We start from the raw sequence: 13,417 nt of genomic DNA, 5'->3' as shown, positions 1-13,417 counted from the left end.
CTGAATCGCGTAGACCGTGTACCCGCCGAACCCCCTGTAGCTGACGTCCCAAGGCTTGAAGGAGACCACTGTGGCCGAAATCATTGCTGCCAACGCCCGCGAGATCCTCGACTCCCGCGGCAATCCGACCGTCGAGGTCGAAGTGCTGCTCGAAGACGGAGCCGTCGGCCGCGCCGGCGTGCCCTCGGGTGCCTCGACCGGTGAGTTCGAAGCCGTCGAACTGCGCGACAGCGACCCCGACCGCTACCTGGGCAAGGGCGTCCAGCAGGCCGTTGACGCCGTGCTCGACGACCTCAACAACGCCATCGCCGGCTTCGAGGCCGAAGAGCAGCGGCTCGTCGACCAGGCGATGATCGACACCGACGGCACCGACAACAAGTCCCGCGTCGGCGCCAATGCGATCCTCGGCGTCTCCCTCGCCGTCGCCCGCGCCGCCGCACAGTCGGCGGACCTGCCGCTGTACCGCTACCTCGGCGGCCCCAACGCCCACCTCATGCCGGTGCCGATGATGAACATCCTCAACGGCGGTTCGCATGCCGACTCGAACGTCGACATCCAGGAATTCATGATCGCCCCGATCGGGGCTGCGAGCTTCCGCGAAGCCCTGCAGTGGGGCACCGAGGTCTACCACGCTCTCAAGGCCGTGCTCAAGGACCGCGGCCTGTCGACCGGCCTGGGCGATGAGGGCGGCTTCGCCCCGAACCTGGAGTCGAACTCCGAGGCCCTCGACCTCATCATCGAGGCCCTCGAGCAGGCCGGCCGCAAGCCCGGCAAGGACGTGGCGCTCGCTCTCGATGTGGCCTCCAGCGAGTTCTTCAAGGACGGCGCCTACCTCTTCGAGGGGCAGCAGAAGACCGCCTCGGAGATGACCGCCTACTACGCCGATCTCGTCGAGCGCTACCCGCTCGTCTCGATCGAGGATCCCCTCGATGAGAACGACTGGGACGGCTGGGTCGAGCTGACCTCCGAGCTCGGAGACAAGGTGCAGATCGTCGGCGACGACCTGTTCGTCACCAACCCGGAGCGGCTGCGCCGCGGCATCGAGTCCGGTGCTGCGAACTCCATGCTCGTCAAGGTCAACCAGATCGGTTCGCTCACCGAGACCTTCGACGCGGTCTCCCTGGCCCACACGAACCGCTACACCTGCATGATCTCGCACCGCTCCGGCGAGACCGAGGACACCACGATCGCCGACCTGGCGGTGGCCACCAACGCCGGCCAGATCAAGACCGGTGCCCCGGCCCGCTCGGAGCGCGTGGCGAAGTACAACCAGCTGCTGCGCATCGAAGAGCAGCTCGGCGACGCCGCCCGCTACGCCGGCCGTGCGGCCTTCCCGCGCTTCCGCGACTGAGGCTGGCTGCGACTGACTGAGCCTGGCTCGCTGAGCTGACCTGCTCGCTGAGCCCGGTCGCTGAGCTGACCTGCTCGCTGAGCCGTTCCCGAGGTGGGGTGCACGCGTGATCGTGCGCCCCACCTCGTGCGTGATGGCCGGCTGCAGGCGGTGCACAGGCCGCACACATGTTGCGTGCATGCCGCGGCGCTTATGCGAACACGCCGCGCCAAATGACGGTGGCCGGCAGCCGTTGAGGGCAGACTGAGAACCACACGCACCTTTCTTCCCCTGATCAGCTCATGAGGTGGCAATGGCTCCGACGTCCTCGGCAGCACAGCGGCGCGCCAAAGTCGCCAAGCGGAAAGCCGCTGCCTCGCGCAAACCCAAATCGGCCAAGAGCCAGACCTCCCCGGCAGCGCGTTCCAGGCGCGTTCAGCCGGTCGTCGACCTCTCCAGCACAGAGATCGACGCGACCGCAGCCGGCCGCAGGCTCCCCGCCCGCACCATCATCCTCGGTATCGTGGCCGTGATGCTGCTGTCGATGTTCCTGCCCTCGATCTCCACCGGCGTCTCCCAGTACCAGCAGATCGCCGCCCTGGAGCGCGATATCGAGGTCACCGAACAGGAGGTCGCCGACCTCAAGGAGCGCCAGGCGCAGTTCAAGGATCCCGACTACCTCGCCCAGCGGGCCCGCGAGGACTACCACTACGCCAAGGACGGTGAAGAGGTCTACATCGTCATCGACGACACCGCGGAGGAGACCGCCGCCGAAAGCGCAGCCGCCGGCGCTGCAGAGAAGCGCACCGTGCGCAACCAGCCGTGGTACATCGAGCTGGTAGATTCTCTCAAGGCCGTCGGTTTCGCAACAGAAGAGAGCCCATGATCACCGAATGCACCCCAGCAGACTTCGACACCATCCGCGCCCAGCTCGGCCGGATCCCGCGCGGAGTCGTCGGTGTCGCAGCCCGCTCGAAGGCCGGTGAGCCGCTCGTCGTCGCAACCGCACCCCGCCTGGAGGACGGCACGCCGTTCCCCACGACCTTCTATCTGACGCATCCGGCATATGTCACCGAATGCTCCCGCCTCGAAGCCGCTGGTGTCATGGCGCAGATGAGCGAACAGCTCGCCGCTGACGACGACCTCCAGACCGCCTACCGTCAGGCCCACCGCGCCTATCTTGAGGCCCGCAGGCAGATCGGCCTCGACGCCGGGCTCGGTGAGGTCGAGGAGATCGACGACTTCTCCGCCGGCGGCATGCCCACCCGCATCAAATGCCTCCATGCGCTCGTCGGCCATGCCCTGGCCGCCGGGCCGGGCGTCAACCCGATCGGCGATCTGGCGCTCACCATGATGGACGGGGTTCCGGCCGTCGCCGAGGCGTGAGTCACCTGCCGCGGGCCCGCGCCGCCTGACGTCGACGCGCTTCGCGCGTGGGCACCTTGAGCCATCCGCAGAAAAGGCAGCAGAGCCATTAGGCTGAGGCCATGACCCGTGCTGCTGCCATCGACTGCGGAACCAATTCGATCCGCCTCCTTATCGCCGACATCACCACTCCTGCCGACGGCGGGCCGGTGACGGTGACCGATGTGGTGCGCGAGATGCGCATTGTGCGCCTCGGCCAGGGCGTTGACGCCACCGGCCGCTTCGCCGAGGAGGCCCTCGAACGCACCTTCGCTGCCTGCGATGACTACGCCGCGCTCATTCGCGAGCACGCCCCGGATGCGGTGCGCTTCGTCGCCACCTCCGCCAGCCGGGATGCCGCCAACCGCGAGGAGTTCTTCGCCGGCATCCGCGCGCGCTTCGGCGTCGAGGCCGAGGTCATCAGCGGGCTGGAAGAAGCCGAGCTGTCCTTCCTCGGCGCGACCGTCGGCGTGCAGGCCGCAGCCGACCCCTCCCCGGCCGGTCCGTTCCTCGTCATGGACCTAGGCGGCGGTTCGACCGAGCTCGTCACCGGTGACGCGACAGCCGGTGCTGCGCTCAGCGGCGCGCACAGCATGAACATCGGGTGCGTGCGCCTGACCGAACGCCATCTGCACAGCGACCCGCCCACCGATGCCGAGGTGGCGGCCACCATCGCCGATATCGACGCCGCCTATGACGCTGCTCGCGCAGATGTCGACATCGCCGGTGTGCGCACCGTCATCGGTGTCGCCGGCACCATCACCACCGTGACCGCGGCGATGCTCGGACTGGATGACTATGTTCCCGCGGCGATCCACGCCGCCTGGCTGCCGGCCGAGGAGCTGGCCGCCACCTGCCGGGAGCTGCTGCACATGACCCGCGAGAAGCGCGCTGGTCTGCCGTTCATGCATCCGGGTCGCGTCGATGTCATCGGCTCCGGCGCGCTCATCTTCTCCCGCCTCATCGAACGTATCACCGCCGATGCCGGCACGAACCCGGAGATCTACGCCAGCGAGACCGACATCCTCGACGGCATCGCCATCGGCCTCGCCTCCCGCACGAACCGCAGTGCCGGCACTGCCGCCACCCGCACCGCCACCGACAGCTGAGAAGCCCGATGCCCACCTCCCGCCCTCCCCTCCAGCGCCGCCGTCTCAGGCGGCTGGCCGCCGGTGCCACGGCACTGCTGCTGGCCGCCGGCGGCAGCCTCGCCCAGGTGAGTCTCACCTCGGGCCCGGCCCACGCCGCACCGGAGGCCGGGCCGGGGCAGTGGTTCATCGAGGACTACGGCATCGACGAGATGTGGAAGACCACCACCGGCGCCGGGACCACCGTGGCCGTCATCGACTCCGGCATCGAGGCCGACCACGAGAACCTCACCGGCACCGTCACCGGTGCCAAGGACTTCTCCGAAACCGGCGCCGACGGCACCACCCCGCTCGGCGGTGAGGCGATCATCCACCACGGCACCGCCGTCGCCGGGGTCATCGCTGGCAACGGCACCGGGCCGGGGCCGATGGGCGTGGCCCCGGATGCGAAGCTGCTGTCCGCCTCGATGTGGCTCGGCAGCGACCGGCCCGAGGCGTCCCCACCGTCCCGGCAGCAGGCGGCGGCCGCACTCCGGTGGGCCGTCGACGAAGGCGCCGATGTCGTCAACATGTCACTGGGCTGGGACGACCCCACCTGGGAGCAGGACTGGGATGAGGCCTTCGCCTACGCCTTCGAACACGATGTCGTCGTCGTCGCCTGCGTGGGCAACCGCTCCCAGGGCGCGCGCAGAGCCTGGGCGCCGTCGACGGTGCCCGGGGTCGTCGGCATCGGCGGACTCGGCACCGACGGCACCGTGCGCGAGGAGTCGACCGCCCCGGGCATCGCCGTCGACCTCATGGGGCCGGCCGAGGACATCCCCGTCCCGCTGCCCGGCGGCGGCTACGGCACCGGCAACGGCTGCTCCTTCGCCGCGCCCGTCGTCGCCGGCGTCGCCGCCCTCATCCGCAGCGATGACGCGGAGCTGAGCGCCGATGAGGTCGTCGCCAAGCTCTACGCCAGCGCTGCCGCAGTCGACGGCCATGACGGCACGACGACACCCGAGCAGCCCGACCCGGTCGTCGGTCACGGCCGGATCGACCCGCCGGCAGCCCTGCGCGCCGATGTGCCGAAGACCGTGCCCTCAGCCAGAAACGAACTCGCCGACTGGATCACCATGCATCGCCGCGGCGCAGCACCGCAGCAGGAGGCCCAGCCGGGTGCTGAATCCGGCAAGGAGACTTCCGCTGAAGGCAAGGCGCAGATCAAACCGGCCACCGCCTCGGCGGCGGGACCGGCCGTGCTCATCATCGGCGCGCTGGCCGGCACCGCGCTCATCACCGCCGGGATCGCCCGAATGCGGCGTGTGCGGCCATCTGACGGGGGTTCCGCAGCACCCCCGGAGTGAAAGTGAAAGTTTTCACAAACCTCGGCGCGGTCGCTAGTATGGGGCTATGGCACTGATTCGAAACAGCAAACTGCGTCCTCGTATTCTCATCGTCGGAGGCGGCTACCTCGGCCTCGTCACCGCCCAGAATCTGCTGAAGAACCTGGGTCGCGGCGAAGCAACGGTCACTGTCGTCGACCCCAACCCCTACATGACCTATCAGCCGTTCCTGCCCGAGGTGGCAGCCGGCTCGATCGAGCCGCGTCACGCCGTCGTGCCGCTGCGCCGCAACCTCAAGGGCGCGGAGGTCGTCACCGGCTACGTCCGGTCGATCAACCACGCTGACAAGTTCGTCACCGTCGAACCAGAAGGCGATGAGCCCTTCGAGCTCGACTACGACCAGCTCATCCTCGCCGCCGGCTCCGTGGCCCGCACCCTGCCGATCCCGGGCCTGGCCGAAGAGGCCATCGGCCTCAAGCGGATCGAAGAGGCCGTCGCCCTGCGCGACCACGTCCTCAACAACATCTCCGAGGCCTCGCTGCTCGACGACGATGAGGAGCGCCGCCGGCTGCTCACCTTCGTCTTCGTCGGCGGTGGATTCGCCGGCATCGAGATCCTCACCGAGCTGGAGAACATGGCTCGCGCGGCTGTCGCCCAGTACGAGACCCTGACCGAAGCCGATCTGCGCTTCGTGCTCGTCGAGGCGATGGGCCGCGTCATGCCGGAGGTCGGCGAGGCACAGGCCCGCTGGGTCGTCGAGCACATGCGCGAGCGCGGCATCGACGTCTACCTCGAGACCTTCCTGCAGGACTGCACCGACAAGCACATCAAGCTGTCCAACGGTGAAGAGTTCGACTGCGACACCGTCGTCTGGAGCGCCGGCGTCAAGGCCAACCCGCTGCTCGTCGACTCCGACCTGCCGCTCGACGAGCGCGGCCGCGTCACCGTGCGCGCCGATCTGCGCGTCGAAGGCGAAGACGGTGTTGTCGAAGGTGCCTGGGCTGCCGGTGACAACGCTGCTGTTCCGGACCTCTCCGGCGGCGGCGTGGGCGGCTACTGCGTGCCCAACGCGCAGCACGCTGTGCGCCAGGCTCCGGTGCTGGCCGCCAATGTGCTCGCCGCGCTGCGCGGTGAGACCGAGTTCCGCCAGTACTTCCACAAGACCATCGGCTCGGTCGCTGGTCTGGGTCTGTACCAGGGTGTCTCGCAGATGGGTGACTTCGAAGCCCGCGGCCTGCTCGCCTGGCTCATGCACCGCGGCTACCACGGCTACGCGATCCCGACCGTCGACCGCAAGGTCCGCGTGTTCGGCAACTGGGCGCTCAACTTCGTCTTCGGTCGCGATGTCATGCCGCTCAAGGACCTCGATGTGCCGCGCAAGTCGTTCGTCGACGCCGCACACTCGAAGCCGGCCCCCAAGAAGGAACCGGCCAAGGCCTGACCGTGACGCTCACCTGAGCTGAAGGCAACACTCGTGGGGATCCCGTTGGGGTCCCCACGAGTGTTTTCGTCTGCAGCTGTCTGCACCTGCGCTCTTCCGCGCCCGAGGTGGTGGGGCTGCGGCTAGGATCGACCCGAGAGCACGGACTTGCGTGGGAAGGTGATGGCCGTGGGCAGGAGATGCACGCCGTGGGCGGCGACGGCGATCGCAGCGCTGACGCTGCTGGCCGGCTGCCAGGTCGGATCCGGTGACACGCAGCCCGGCGGTGAGGCCGCGCCGAGTGAGGCACAGCCGAGCGAGGAACGCCAGCCCGATGTCGTCTCGACCGAGAACGCCACCGCAGCAATGCCCGAACACGGAGACCCGGTCGGCTACTGCGGGGACATCGATTTCCACGAGCCCACCGCCGTCTACCTCGGGCACAGAGACATCACGTGCCCGCAGGCTCGAGAGCTCGCGGAGCAGGTCGCTGACGAAAAGGGCGTCGAGGATGAGAGCGGCGACGGCATGATCGTCGGCAAGTGGAGCTGCGGGTACGGCCCAGCCGATGACTCGCTGCCTGCCTACTCGATGATCTGCTGGCTCGACGAGGCCAAGCAGAAGTCCGTCCTCTTCCGGCCTGCGGGGCTCACGGTGCAGCCGGGTGTCCACCGCAATCCGCATGACTTCGAGCAGGGATACGGTAGGGCGTTCTTCACCACCCCTGCCAAGCGGTTCTACTGCTCGATCTCCGCAGAGTCGATGGGCTGCGATGCCCACCAGGAGTGGCCGCCGGGCGTGCCCGAGATCTACGACGAGATGATGGACGAGAAGGGCGTGCCGACCGCGATCGTGCTCGACGCACAGGGGCCGCCTGAGTTCGCGATCTTCGGCGATCCCGCGCACACAAACTTCAACGAGAACGGCGGCATCGATGACGTCAACCCGGTGCTCGGCTACGGCGAGGTGCTCTACTTCGCCGGCTTCTCCTGCACCGCCGACAAAGACCGCGGAGTCGTGTGTGCCAAGGGCAAGCACGGCTTCGAAATGTCCTCGAAGAAGTTCACGACCTACTGAGCAGGACACGGCACATGAGCCTCAAGCACCGAGCGATCCTGCCGCTGGCCCTAGCGGCCGTCCTGCTGGCCGGCTGCCAGAACCCAGACGCTGATGCAAACGGGGCGGCGACCGCAGACGGCACCACCGCCTCGGGAGCGGGGGAGCACGGTGACCCGCTTGGCTACTGCGGCCAGGCACAGTTCCAAGGCGAGGACATCGGCGTCTACCTCGCCAGCGACGCCGCCACCTGCTCTGATGCACTCGACCTGGCCGAACGGGCCAAGGACGGCCCGCAGGGCACCCACACCTCCGGGTACCCGCAGTTCGGCACCTGGCGGTGCCTCTTCACCACCGGTGATGAGTTCCGCACCGCTCTTGCCGCGGCGTGCTGGCAGGGCGAGACCGAGGAGGCCAGCGTGCTGCTGCGTCCGGCAGACATCGACACGATGCCCGGTTTCCAGCGCAGTCCCTTCGACTTCGGCACCGGCAGGAGCTGGGCGCGCTTCACGACTCCGAGCGGTGACTTCCAGTGCGCCATCCAGGACGGTCAGCTGGGCTGCGATGCGATGAACGGCATGCCGCCGGATGCCCCGCTGGTCGAAGACCGGTTGGCGAAGGAGGAGGTGGCCGCGACGACGATCGTGCTTCCGCGCTCTGAGCCTGCCGAGTTCGAACACCATGACAAGCACGTCTACGCGCACTGGGACGGCGAGAGCTACGGCGGTGACACCGCGGTGCTGAATCACGGCGAGGTGCTGCACTTCGACGGCTACTCCTGGACCGCCGATGAGGTCCGGGATGTCGTCTGCATCCGCGGTGAGCACGGGTTCGAGATCTCGACGAACGCCGTCAAGACCTCCTAGTCGGCTGAGTCGACGGGTGGTGCATGGCGGTCAGAGTTCGCTGAGCCGTTCGCGCAGCCGCGCGACAGTCTCCTCCTGCACGTCGAACTGCTCACTGGCGGTGAGTACGAGGAGATCGTCGATGAGTGTGCGCTCCACCTTGGGGTCTGCCCCGGAGGCGAGGAAGATCCCGTGGTCAGCTCCGGTTTCGAACACCCGCTTGCGCAGCTCTGGCGTGCCGAGACCTGTCCGCAGGTACGCGAGGGCGCCGCGAGGAGAGCGCAGCGGTTCGGGGCCCGGGTGGCTGGCGCAGAGGAGTGTTTGGACGGCTTCCTGGCGGGCGCCATCGGCGAAGCCGCTGTCTATGGCGACCTGCTCGGCTGCCTCCGCCACGGAGATGTTCTTTTCGGCTGCGAGCACTTCGATATACCCGCGCACCGCAGGCGGATTGGAAGCTCCGCCATGGCGCCTGTCCTGAGCCCTGGCGAGCTTGCGCAATCGTGCCAGAGCATCGGGAGGACGGCGCTCAGCCAGGACTGTGGCGGCGTCCCTGCGGAAGGACCAGGCACGCTGACGTTCAGCGGAGGCCAGGACTTCGGCAAAGCGGTCGTCACTTGACGTGAAGAGCGTGTCGAGAAGCTGGCGTACCGGGGCAGAATCGCCATAGGCCCGATAGGCGTCAGGCCAGGCGGCGATGACCGCTTCGAGAACAGCCGGAGTCGCTGCGAGGCCACGTCCAGCACGGCGGCTTGAGCTTTGGGTGATCCGCTGCCGAGGACCTCGACGATCCACTCGAGGGCATCGTCGTTCATCTCTCCGGCATCGCTCAGCTGTGTTGCCGCCGACCGGATCTCCCGGACAGGACTGTCGGGCTCCGGAAGTTCGATGACATCTTCGAAGCCGACTTCCGGGACCGTCACTTCGAAGGCGTGAGCCTCGCCGAAGTCGAGAGCCACCCACGGCTCCGGCAGATAGGCGAGACGGTCGAGGATAAGGTCGTAGCTGCCACCCCAGTGAAGCTGCACAGGCGCCCGCAGACTGCCGCCGGCATGAAAGGACCGTTCGATCGTCTGACGGTGGATGAAGATGTAGCTGAGCTCAGGCAGATCTGCTTCGGCGGCGAGCTCTGCAGCGATCTCGTGGCCATGCGCCTGATCGTCGATCTGCCCGGTGAGCACGACGAATTCGCTGTCCTCAAGGGTCTTGAGGTCGCGGAGCAGCTGCGCTCGGTCAATCGTTCCCACGCACTGATTCTATTGGTTGACGCCCCTCCCGAGGAGATTCATCGATGCGTGTGCGGTCGAAGGCGGAGCGGAGCGCGGGCAGCCGTGCACTGCTCCGTTAGACTGTCTTCCGTCGCCCCTATAGCCCAATTGGCAGAGGCAGTCGACTTAAAATCGATTCAGTGTGGGTTCGAGTCCCACTGGGGGCACCGTATTTTTCCAGGTGAAGCTGCCTGGCCGGGACTGCGGCGACACCGAGAAGAGATGAGAATGCAGAGAGTCGCCGTCGTCGGTTCCTCAGGATCCGGAAAGACCACCGTTGCCCGGCAGCTCGCGAAGATCCTCGGCGCGCCCTATGTGGAGCTCGACGCCGTGCACTGGAAGCCGAACTGGACGCCAGCAGATCCGGCCGAGATCAGACGCCGTGTCCAGCAGGAGGTCGCTCACGACACCTGGGTCATCGACGGCAACTACCAGAGCATCGTCGGTTCCCTCATCTGGGACCGCGCCGACACGGTCGTGTGGGTCAACCCATCCCGAGTGCGTTCGACATGGCGCGTCATCAGGCGCACGATCCGCCGGGCACGCAGCAGAGAAGAGCTGTGGAACGGCAATCGCGAAAGCTGGTCGGGCCTCTTCTTCTGGAGGGGAGAGGAATCGATCGTCTGGTGGGCCTGGCACGCTCACCCTGTCAGACAGAGCCGATACGAAGCGGCCATGAACAACCCGAAGAATGCGCACCTGACTTTCCACCGGCTGCGCACACCGGGACACGTCAGGCAGTTCCTCACCGCAGCCGAGCACCGCGCGTGAACGAGCGCAGCCGAGATATCGGCAGCTGGTGATATAATCGCCGTATGGCGATGAAAGCTGATGTGACACCCATCGACGAAGCGGCCACGACCGCGTACGCGCAACTGTTCCAGGCGCTGGCCGAGCCGACGCGCCTGGCGATCGTCCAGCATTTAGCGTCCGGCCCGCACCGGGTGCGCGACCTCGTGTCGCACATGGGCCTGGCGCAGTCGACGGTGAGCAAGCACATCGCGTTCCTGCACGAATGTCGGCTGCTGACCGCCCGGCCCGAAGGCCGGGCCACCTGGTACGCGCTGGCCGAACCAGAGCTGCTGCGCGGCCTCATCACCGCAGCCGAACAGGTGCTCACCGCCACCGGTGCCCATGCGGTGCTCTGTCAGCACCTGCACACAGCCGAACCGCACCAAGCAGCCGCCAGCTGAACCGACAGCCCGCAGCACCAGGGGAGGGGGAGACCATGGGAGCACACCACAACCACAGCCACGGACCCAGCGCCGCAGAAGCCGCCAGCTCACCGGGCATGCGCCGCCGCCTGCTCATCGCGTTCAGCCTCGTGGCCTCCATCGTCGTCGTCCAGCTCATCGGCGCCTGGCTGTCGGGCAGCCTCGCCCTGCTCGTCGACCTCGTCCACTCCTTCGTCGACTCCTCCGGCCTGCTTATCGCCGTCGTCGCCGTCACCCTCATCGCCCGCCCGCCGTCGAACGAACGCACCTGGGGCTACCGGCGCCTCGAAAGCCTCGCCGCACTCGCCCAGGGCCTGCTGCTGCTCGGTGTGAGCATCTATGCGATCATCGATGGCATCCGCCGCTGGGCCGCCCCGCCCGAGGTGGCCGCCGGCCCGTTGCTCATCGTCGCCGCCGTCAGCCTCGTCCTGAATCTCGCCGCAATGCTCGCCCTGGCAGCCGGGCGGAAGGCGAGCCTGAACATGCGGGCAGCCTTCCTCGAAGTCCTCGTCGACGCCCTCGGCACCCTGGCCGTCATGGTCTCGGCGATCCTCATCCTCACCACCGGCTACACCCGCGCCGACACCCTGGCCGCCTTCCTCATCGCCGCCCTCATCATCCCGCGGGCTGTCATCCTGCTGCGCGATGCGTTCCGGATCCTCATGGACTTCACCCCTGCAGGCCTCGACCTCGATGAGGTCCGGCGACACATGCTCGCCGTCGACCACGTCATCGACGTCCACGACCTGCACGCCTCGACCGTCGCCTCGGGACTGCCGACACTGAGCGCCCACGTCGTCCTCGACGACTCCTGCTTCACTGACGGGCACGCTGTCGAGATCCTCGACGGGCTGCGCCGCTGCATCGCCGAGGACTTCGCGATCTCGATCGAGCACACGACCTTCCAGCTTGAGACCGAGGACATCCGCCGACGTGAGAGCCACGACACAGTCCATCCGTAACATCCCAACCCAGCAGGATATCACAATTCGGTAACGCCGTGTCGTGAAAACAGTTGCGCACACCACACTCGATGCTCCTGCCAGCGGCGGAGCATCGGGACCATATCTCAATCCCGAAATATGCGGCACAGGACGATAACACCGGCTGATTCGCAGAGTTCACTCAGCTAGCCTTGTCACTAGGAGCGGCACCCGAACAGCCGCACCAGGCCGATAAGAATCCGATGCACAACCGAGAACCTGCCGAAGCCGAAAGAAGCACGATGCTCAAAGAGCTCATCATCCGGTTCCTCCTCGTGGCCGCCCCCGCCTGCGCCGTCATCTGGGTGTTCGCCTACATCTCCGGGGAGCTGCGCACGCCCACCGGACTCACTCACCACATGACGATGACCGCCACCCTCGTCGGCGTCATGGCAGCACTCTTCGGCAGCATCTTCCTCATCGCCACCCTCATGAGCCGCATCGCTCCGAACCCGGCACGCGTCGAAACCCAGCCCCTCGAGGCCCCGGCGACCCCCGCCTCGGCGCCGGCGCCGGCCGTCACTGAGACCCCGGCACTGGCCGAACCGCGGCTCATGTCCGGCGCCCAGCAGTAGCCGACACGACCGCCGGCAGACGGCACGCACCACCCCTCGCACCTGCGCATATGCGACACTGACATCAGCATGAGCGAGGCGAGACAGACCACACAGACACGAGACACCGCGGTACCGCAGAGTCGCTACCAGCGGTGGCAGCAGCTGACCGAATGGCCTATGGCCATCGCCGCCGTCATCTTCTTAGCCGCCTACGCCTACGTCGTCATCGGCAACCTGCGGCCCTCGGAGATCATGTGGCCCGAACGCGTCATGCTCGCCATGTGGGTCGTCTTCGCCATCGACTACATCGTCAGCTTCATCCTCGTCCGGCGCCGCTTCCTGTGGTTCTGGACGCACCTGCACGAACTCGCCCTCGTCATTTTCCCGTTCCTCAGGCCGCTGTACCTGCTGCGCCTCATCACCCTCATCGGGTTCATCCACCGCACCGCCGGCGCCCGCCTGCGCGGCAAAGTCACCCTCTTCATCTGCACCGCCTCAGTCGTGCTCGTCTTCGTCGCAGCACTGGCCGTCCTCGACGCCGAGCAGAACTCCCCGGGGGCGAACATCACAAGCTTCGTCGATGCGCTGTGGTGGGCGGTCGTGACGATCACGACGGTCGGCTACGGCGATCACTTCCCGATCACCGCACTCGGCCGGTTCATCGCCGTCGGGCTCATGATCTGCGGCATCGCCCTCATCGGCTCGGTGACCGCAACCCTGGCCTCGTGGATCGTCGACGTCGTCTCCGAAGACGAGGAGGCCGAGGCCCGGCACTTGAGCGAACAGACCGCCGAGCTGCACGAACGCCACCACGGCGCCCACGCAGGCGAGCTGGCCGATGAACCGGCCGGCGTGCTGCGCCCGCGTCGCGAACGCCTCGACTTATAAGAGTTCGACCCGAGTGGCAGGGGAAACAGCCACTCGGGTCGA

15 protein-coding genes and 1 tRNA gene are annotated in these 13,417 nt (G+C 67.3%); 14 read left to right on the top strand and 2 right to left on the bottom strand.

All coding sequences use genetic code 11. The features are described from left to right. Nucleotides 1-70: 70 nt before the first annotated feature. The 8 genes from eno to ACFFN1_RS02360 all read left to right on the top strand — a co-directional run bounded on the left by eno (nt 71) and on the right by ACFFN1_RS02360 (nt 8,489). The gene (gene eno / locus ACFFN1_RS02395) at nt 71-1,351 is read left to right on the top strand and encodes a phosphopyruvate hydratase (RefSeq protein WP_376838244.1); all 1,281 of its coding nucleotides are present in this window, start codon (nt 71-73) and stop codon (nt 1,349-1,351) included. Between the two features lie 292 nt (nt 1,352-1,643). Beyond that, nucleotides 1,644-2,216, top strand: a complete 573-nt coding sequence (locus tag ACFFN1_RS02390; protein ID WP_376838242.1) for an FtsB family cell division protein — start codon at nt 1,644-1,646, stop codon at nt 2,214-2,216. Next, complete coding sequence (locus ACFFN1_RS02385; protein WP_376838240.1) at nt 2,213-2,716, top strand: DUF501 domain-containing protein; 504 nt, start codon at nt 2,213-2,215, stop codon at nt 2,714-2,716. The genes ACFFN1_RS02390 and ACFFN1_RS02385 overlap by 4 nt, the downstream gene beginning before the upstream one ends. A gap of 101 nt (nt 2,717-2,817) precedes the next feature. Then, nucleotides 2,818-3,843 carry a Ppx/GppA phosphatase family protein gene (locus ACFFN1_RS02380; RefSeq protein WP_376838238.1) on the top strand — a complete coding sequence of 342 codons (1,026 nt, stop codon included), beginning with the start codon at nt 2,818-2,820 and terminating at the stop codon, nt 3,841-3,843. Between the two features lie 8 nt (nt 3,844-3,851). Continuing rightward, nucleotides 3,852-5,168: a S8 family serine peptidase gene (locus ACFFN1_RS02375; protein ID WP_376838235.1), complete on the top strand. Its 1,317-nt coding sequence runs from the start codon at nt 3,852-3,854 to the stop codon at nt 5,166-5,168. 46 nt (nt 5,169-5,214) lie between these two features. Then, a complete protein-coding gene (locus tag ACFFN1_RS02370; RefSeq protein ID WP_376838233.1) occupies nt 5,215-6,588 on the top strand; it encodes an NAD(P)/FAD-dependent oxidoreductase in 1,374 nt (457 codons plus the stop codon). 168 nt (nt 6,589-6,756) lie between these two features. Next, a complete protein-coding gene (locus ACFFN1_RS02365; RefSeq protein WP_376838231.1) occupies nt 6,757-7,644 on the top strand; it encodes a hypothetical protein in 888 nt (295 codons plus the stop codon). A 14-nt stretch (nt 7,645-7,658) separates the two neighbouring features. Beyond that, entirely contained in the window at nt 7,659-8,489 is an 831-nt protein-coding gene (locus tag ACFFN1_RS02360; protein WP_376838230.1) for a hypothetical protein, read from the top strand. A 30-nt stretch (nt 8,490-8,519) separates the two neighbouring features. On the opposite strand, the gene ACFFN1_RS02355 is transcribed toward ACFFN1_RS02360, so the two are convergent. Together ACFFN1_RS02355 and ACFFN1_RS02350 are read right to left on the bottom strand one after the other, a co-directional pair. Further along, nucleotides 8,520-8,861, bottom strand: coding sequence for a hypothetical protein (locus ACFFN1_RS02355; protein WP_376838228.1), 342 nt, complete (start codon nt 8,859-8,861; stop codon nt 8,520-8,522). Then, nucleotides 8,831-9,712, bottom strand: a complete 882-nt coding sequence (locus tag ACFFN1_RS02350; RefSeq protein ID WP_376838226.1) for a hypothetical protein — start codon at nt 9,710-9,712, stop codon at nt 8,831-8,833. Before ACFFN1_RS02350 ends, ACFFN1_RS02355 begins: the two co-directional genes overlap by 31 nt. Nucleotides 9,713-9,826: 114 nt before the next feature. Between ACFFN1_RS02350 and ACFFN1_RS02345 the strand changes: the two genes are divergently transcribed. The 6 genes from ACFFN1_RS02345 to ACFFN1_RS02320 all read left to right on the top strand — a co-directional run bounded on the left by ACFFN1_RS02345 (nt 9,827) and on the right by ACFFN1_RS02320 (nt 13,375). Then, a tRNA-Leu gene (locus ACFFN1_RS02345) sits at nt 9,827-9,900 on the top strand. 55 nt (nt 9,901-9,955) lie between these two features. Beyond that, complete coding sequence (locus ACFFN1_RS02340; RefSeq protein WP_217007642.1) at nt 9,956-10,504, top strand: AAA family ATPase; 549 nt, start codon at nt 9,956-9,958, stop codon at nt 10,502-10,504. Nucleotides 10,505-10,548: 44 nt separating this feature from the next. Beyond that, on the top strand, nt 10,549-10,926 hold the full coding sequence (locus ACFFN1_RS02335) for an ArsR/SmtB family transcription factor (RefSeq protein WP_376838224.1): 378 nt from the start codon (nt 10,549-10,551) through the stop codon (nt 10,924-10,926). A 35-nt stretch (nt 10,927-10,961) separates the two neighbouring features. After that, complete coding sequence (locus tag ACFFN1_RS02330) at nt 10,962-11,909, top strand: cation diffusion facilitator family transporter (protein ID WP_376838222.1); 948 nt, start codon at nt 10,962-10,964, stop codon at nt 11,907-11,909. 224 nt (nt 11,910-12,133) lie between these two features. Beyond that, on the top strand, nt 12,134-12,505 hold the full coding sequence (locus ACFFN1_RS02325; protein ID WP_376838220.1) for a hypothetical protein: 372 nt from the start codon (nt 12,134-12,136) through the stop codon (nt 12,503-12,505). A 69-nt stretch (nt 12,506-12,574) separates the two neighbouring features. Continuing rightward, the gene (locus tag ACFFN1_RS02320) at nt 12,575-13,375 is read left to right on the top strand and encodes a potassium channel family protein (RefSeq protein WP_376838217.1); all 801 of its coding nucleotides are present in this window, start codon (nt 12,575-12,577) and stop codon (nt 13,373-13,375) included. The last annotated feature ends 42 nt before the right edge of the window (nt 13,376-13,417 follow it).

Source organism: Brevibacterium otitidis (assembly GCF_042429315.1).
GTDB classification, from domain to species: Bacteria; Actinomycetota; Actinomycetes; order Actinomycetales; family Brevibacteriaceae; genus Brevibacterium; species Brevibacterium otitidis.
This window is presented reverse-complemented; position numbering and strand designations above follow the sequence as displayed.

Bases quoted from the DNA above. Each gene is read 5' to 3' on its own strand.
- ACFFN1_RS02390 (WP_376838242.1), top strand. From the start codon at position 1,644: ATGGCTCCGACGTCCTCGGCAGCACAGCGGCGCGCCAAAGTCGCCAAG.
- ACFFN1_RS02385 (WP_376838240.1), top strand. From the start codon at position 2,213: ATGATCACCGAATGCACCCCAGCAGACTTCGACACCATCCGCGCCCAG.
- ACFFN1_RS02380 (WP_376838238.1), top strand. From the start codon at position 2,818: ATGACCCGTGCTGCTGCCATCGACTGCGGAACCAATTCGATCCGCCTC.
- ACFFN1_RS02375 (WP_376838235.1), top strand. From the start codon at position 3,852: ATGCCCACCTCCCGCCCTCCCCTCCAGCGCCGCCGTCTCAGGCGGCTG.
- ACFFN1_RS02370 (WP_376838233.1), top strand. From the start codon at position 5,215: ATGGCACTGATTCGAAACAGCAAACTGCGTCCTCGTATTCTCATCGTC.
- ACFFN1_RS02360 (WP_376838230.1), top strand. From the start codon at position 7,659: ATGAGCCTCAAGCACCGAGCGATCCTGCCGCTGGCCCTAGCGGCCGTC.
- ACFFN1_RS02340 (WP_217007642.1), top strand. From the start codon at position 9,956: ATGAGAATGCAGAGAGTCGCCGTCGTCGGTTCCTCAGGATCCGGAAAG.
- ACFFN1_RS02335 (WP_376838224.1), top strand. From the start codon at position 10,549: ATGGCGATGAAAGCTGATGTGACACCCATCGACGAAGCGGCCACGACC.
- ACFFN1_RS02330 (WP_376838222.1), top strand. From the start codon at position 10,962: ATGGGAGCACACCACAACCACAGCCACGGACCCAGCGCCGCAGAAGCC.
- ACFFN1_RS02325 (WP_376838220.1), top strand. From the start codon at position 12,134: ATGCACAACCGAGAACCTGCCGAAGCCGAAAGAAGCACGATGCTCAAA.
- ACFFN1_RS02320 (WP_376838217.1), top strand. From the start codon at position 12,575: ATGAGCGAGGCGAGACAGACCACACAGACACGAGACACCGCGGTACCG.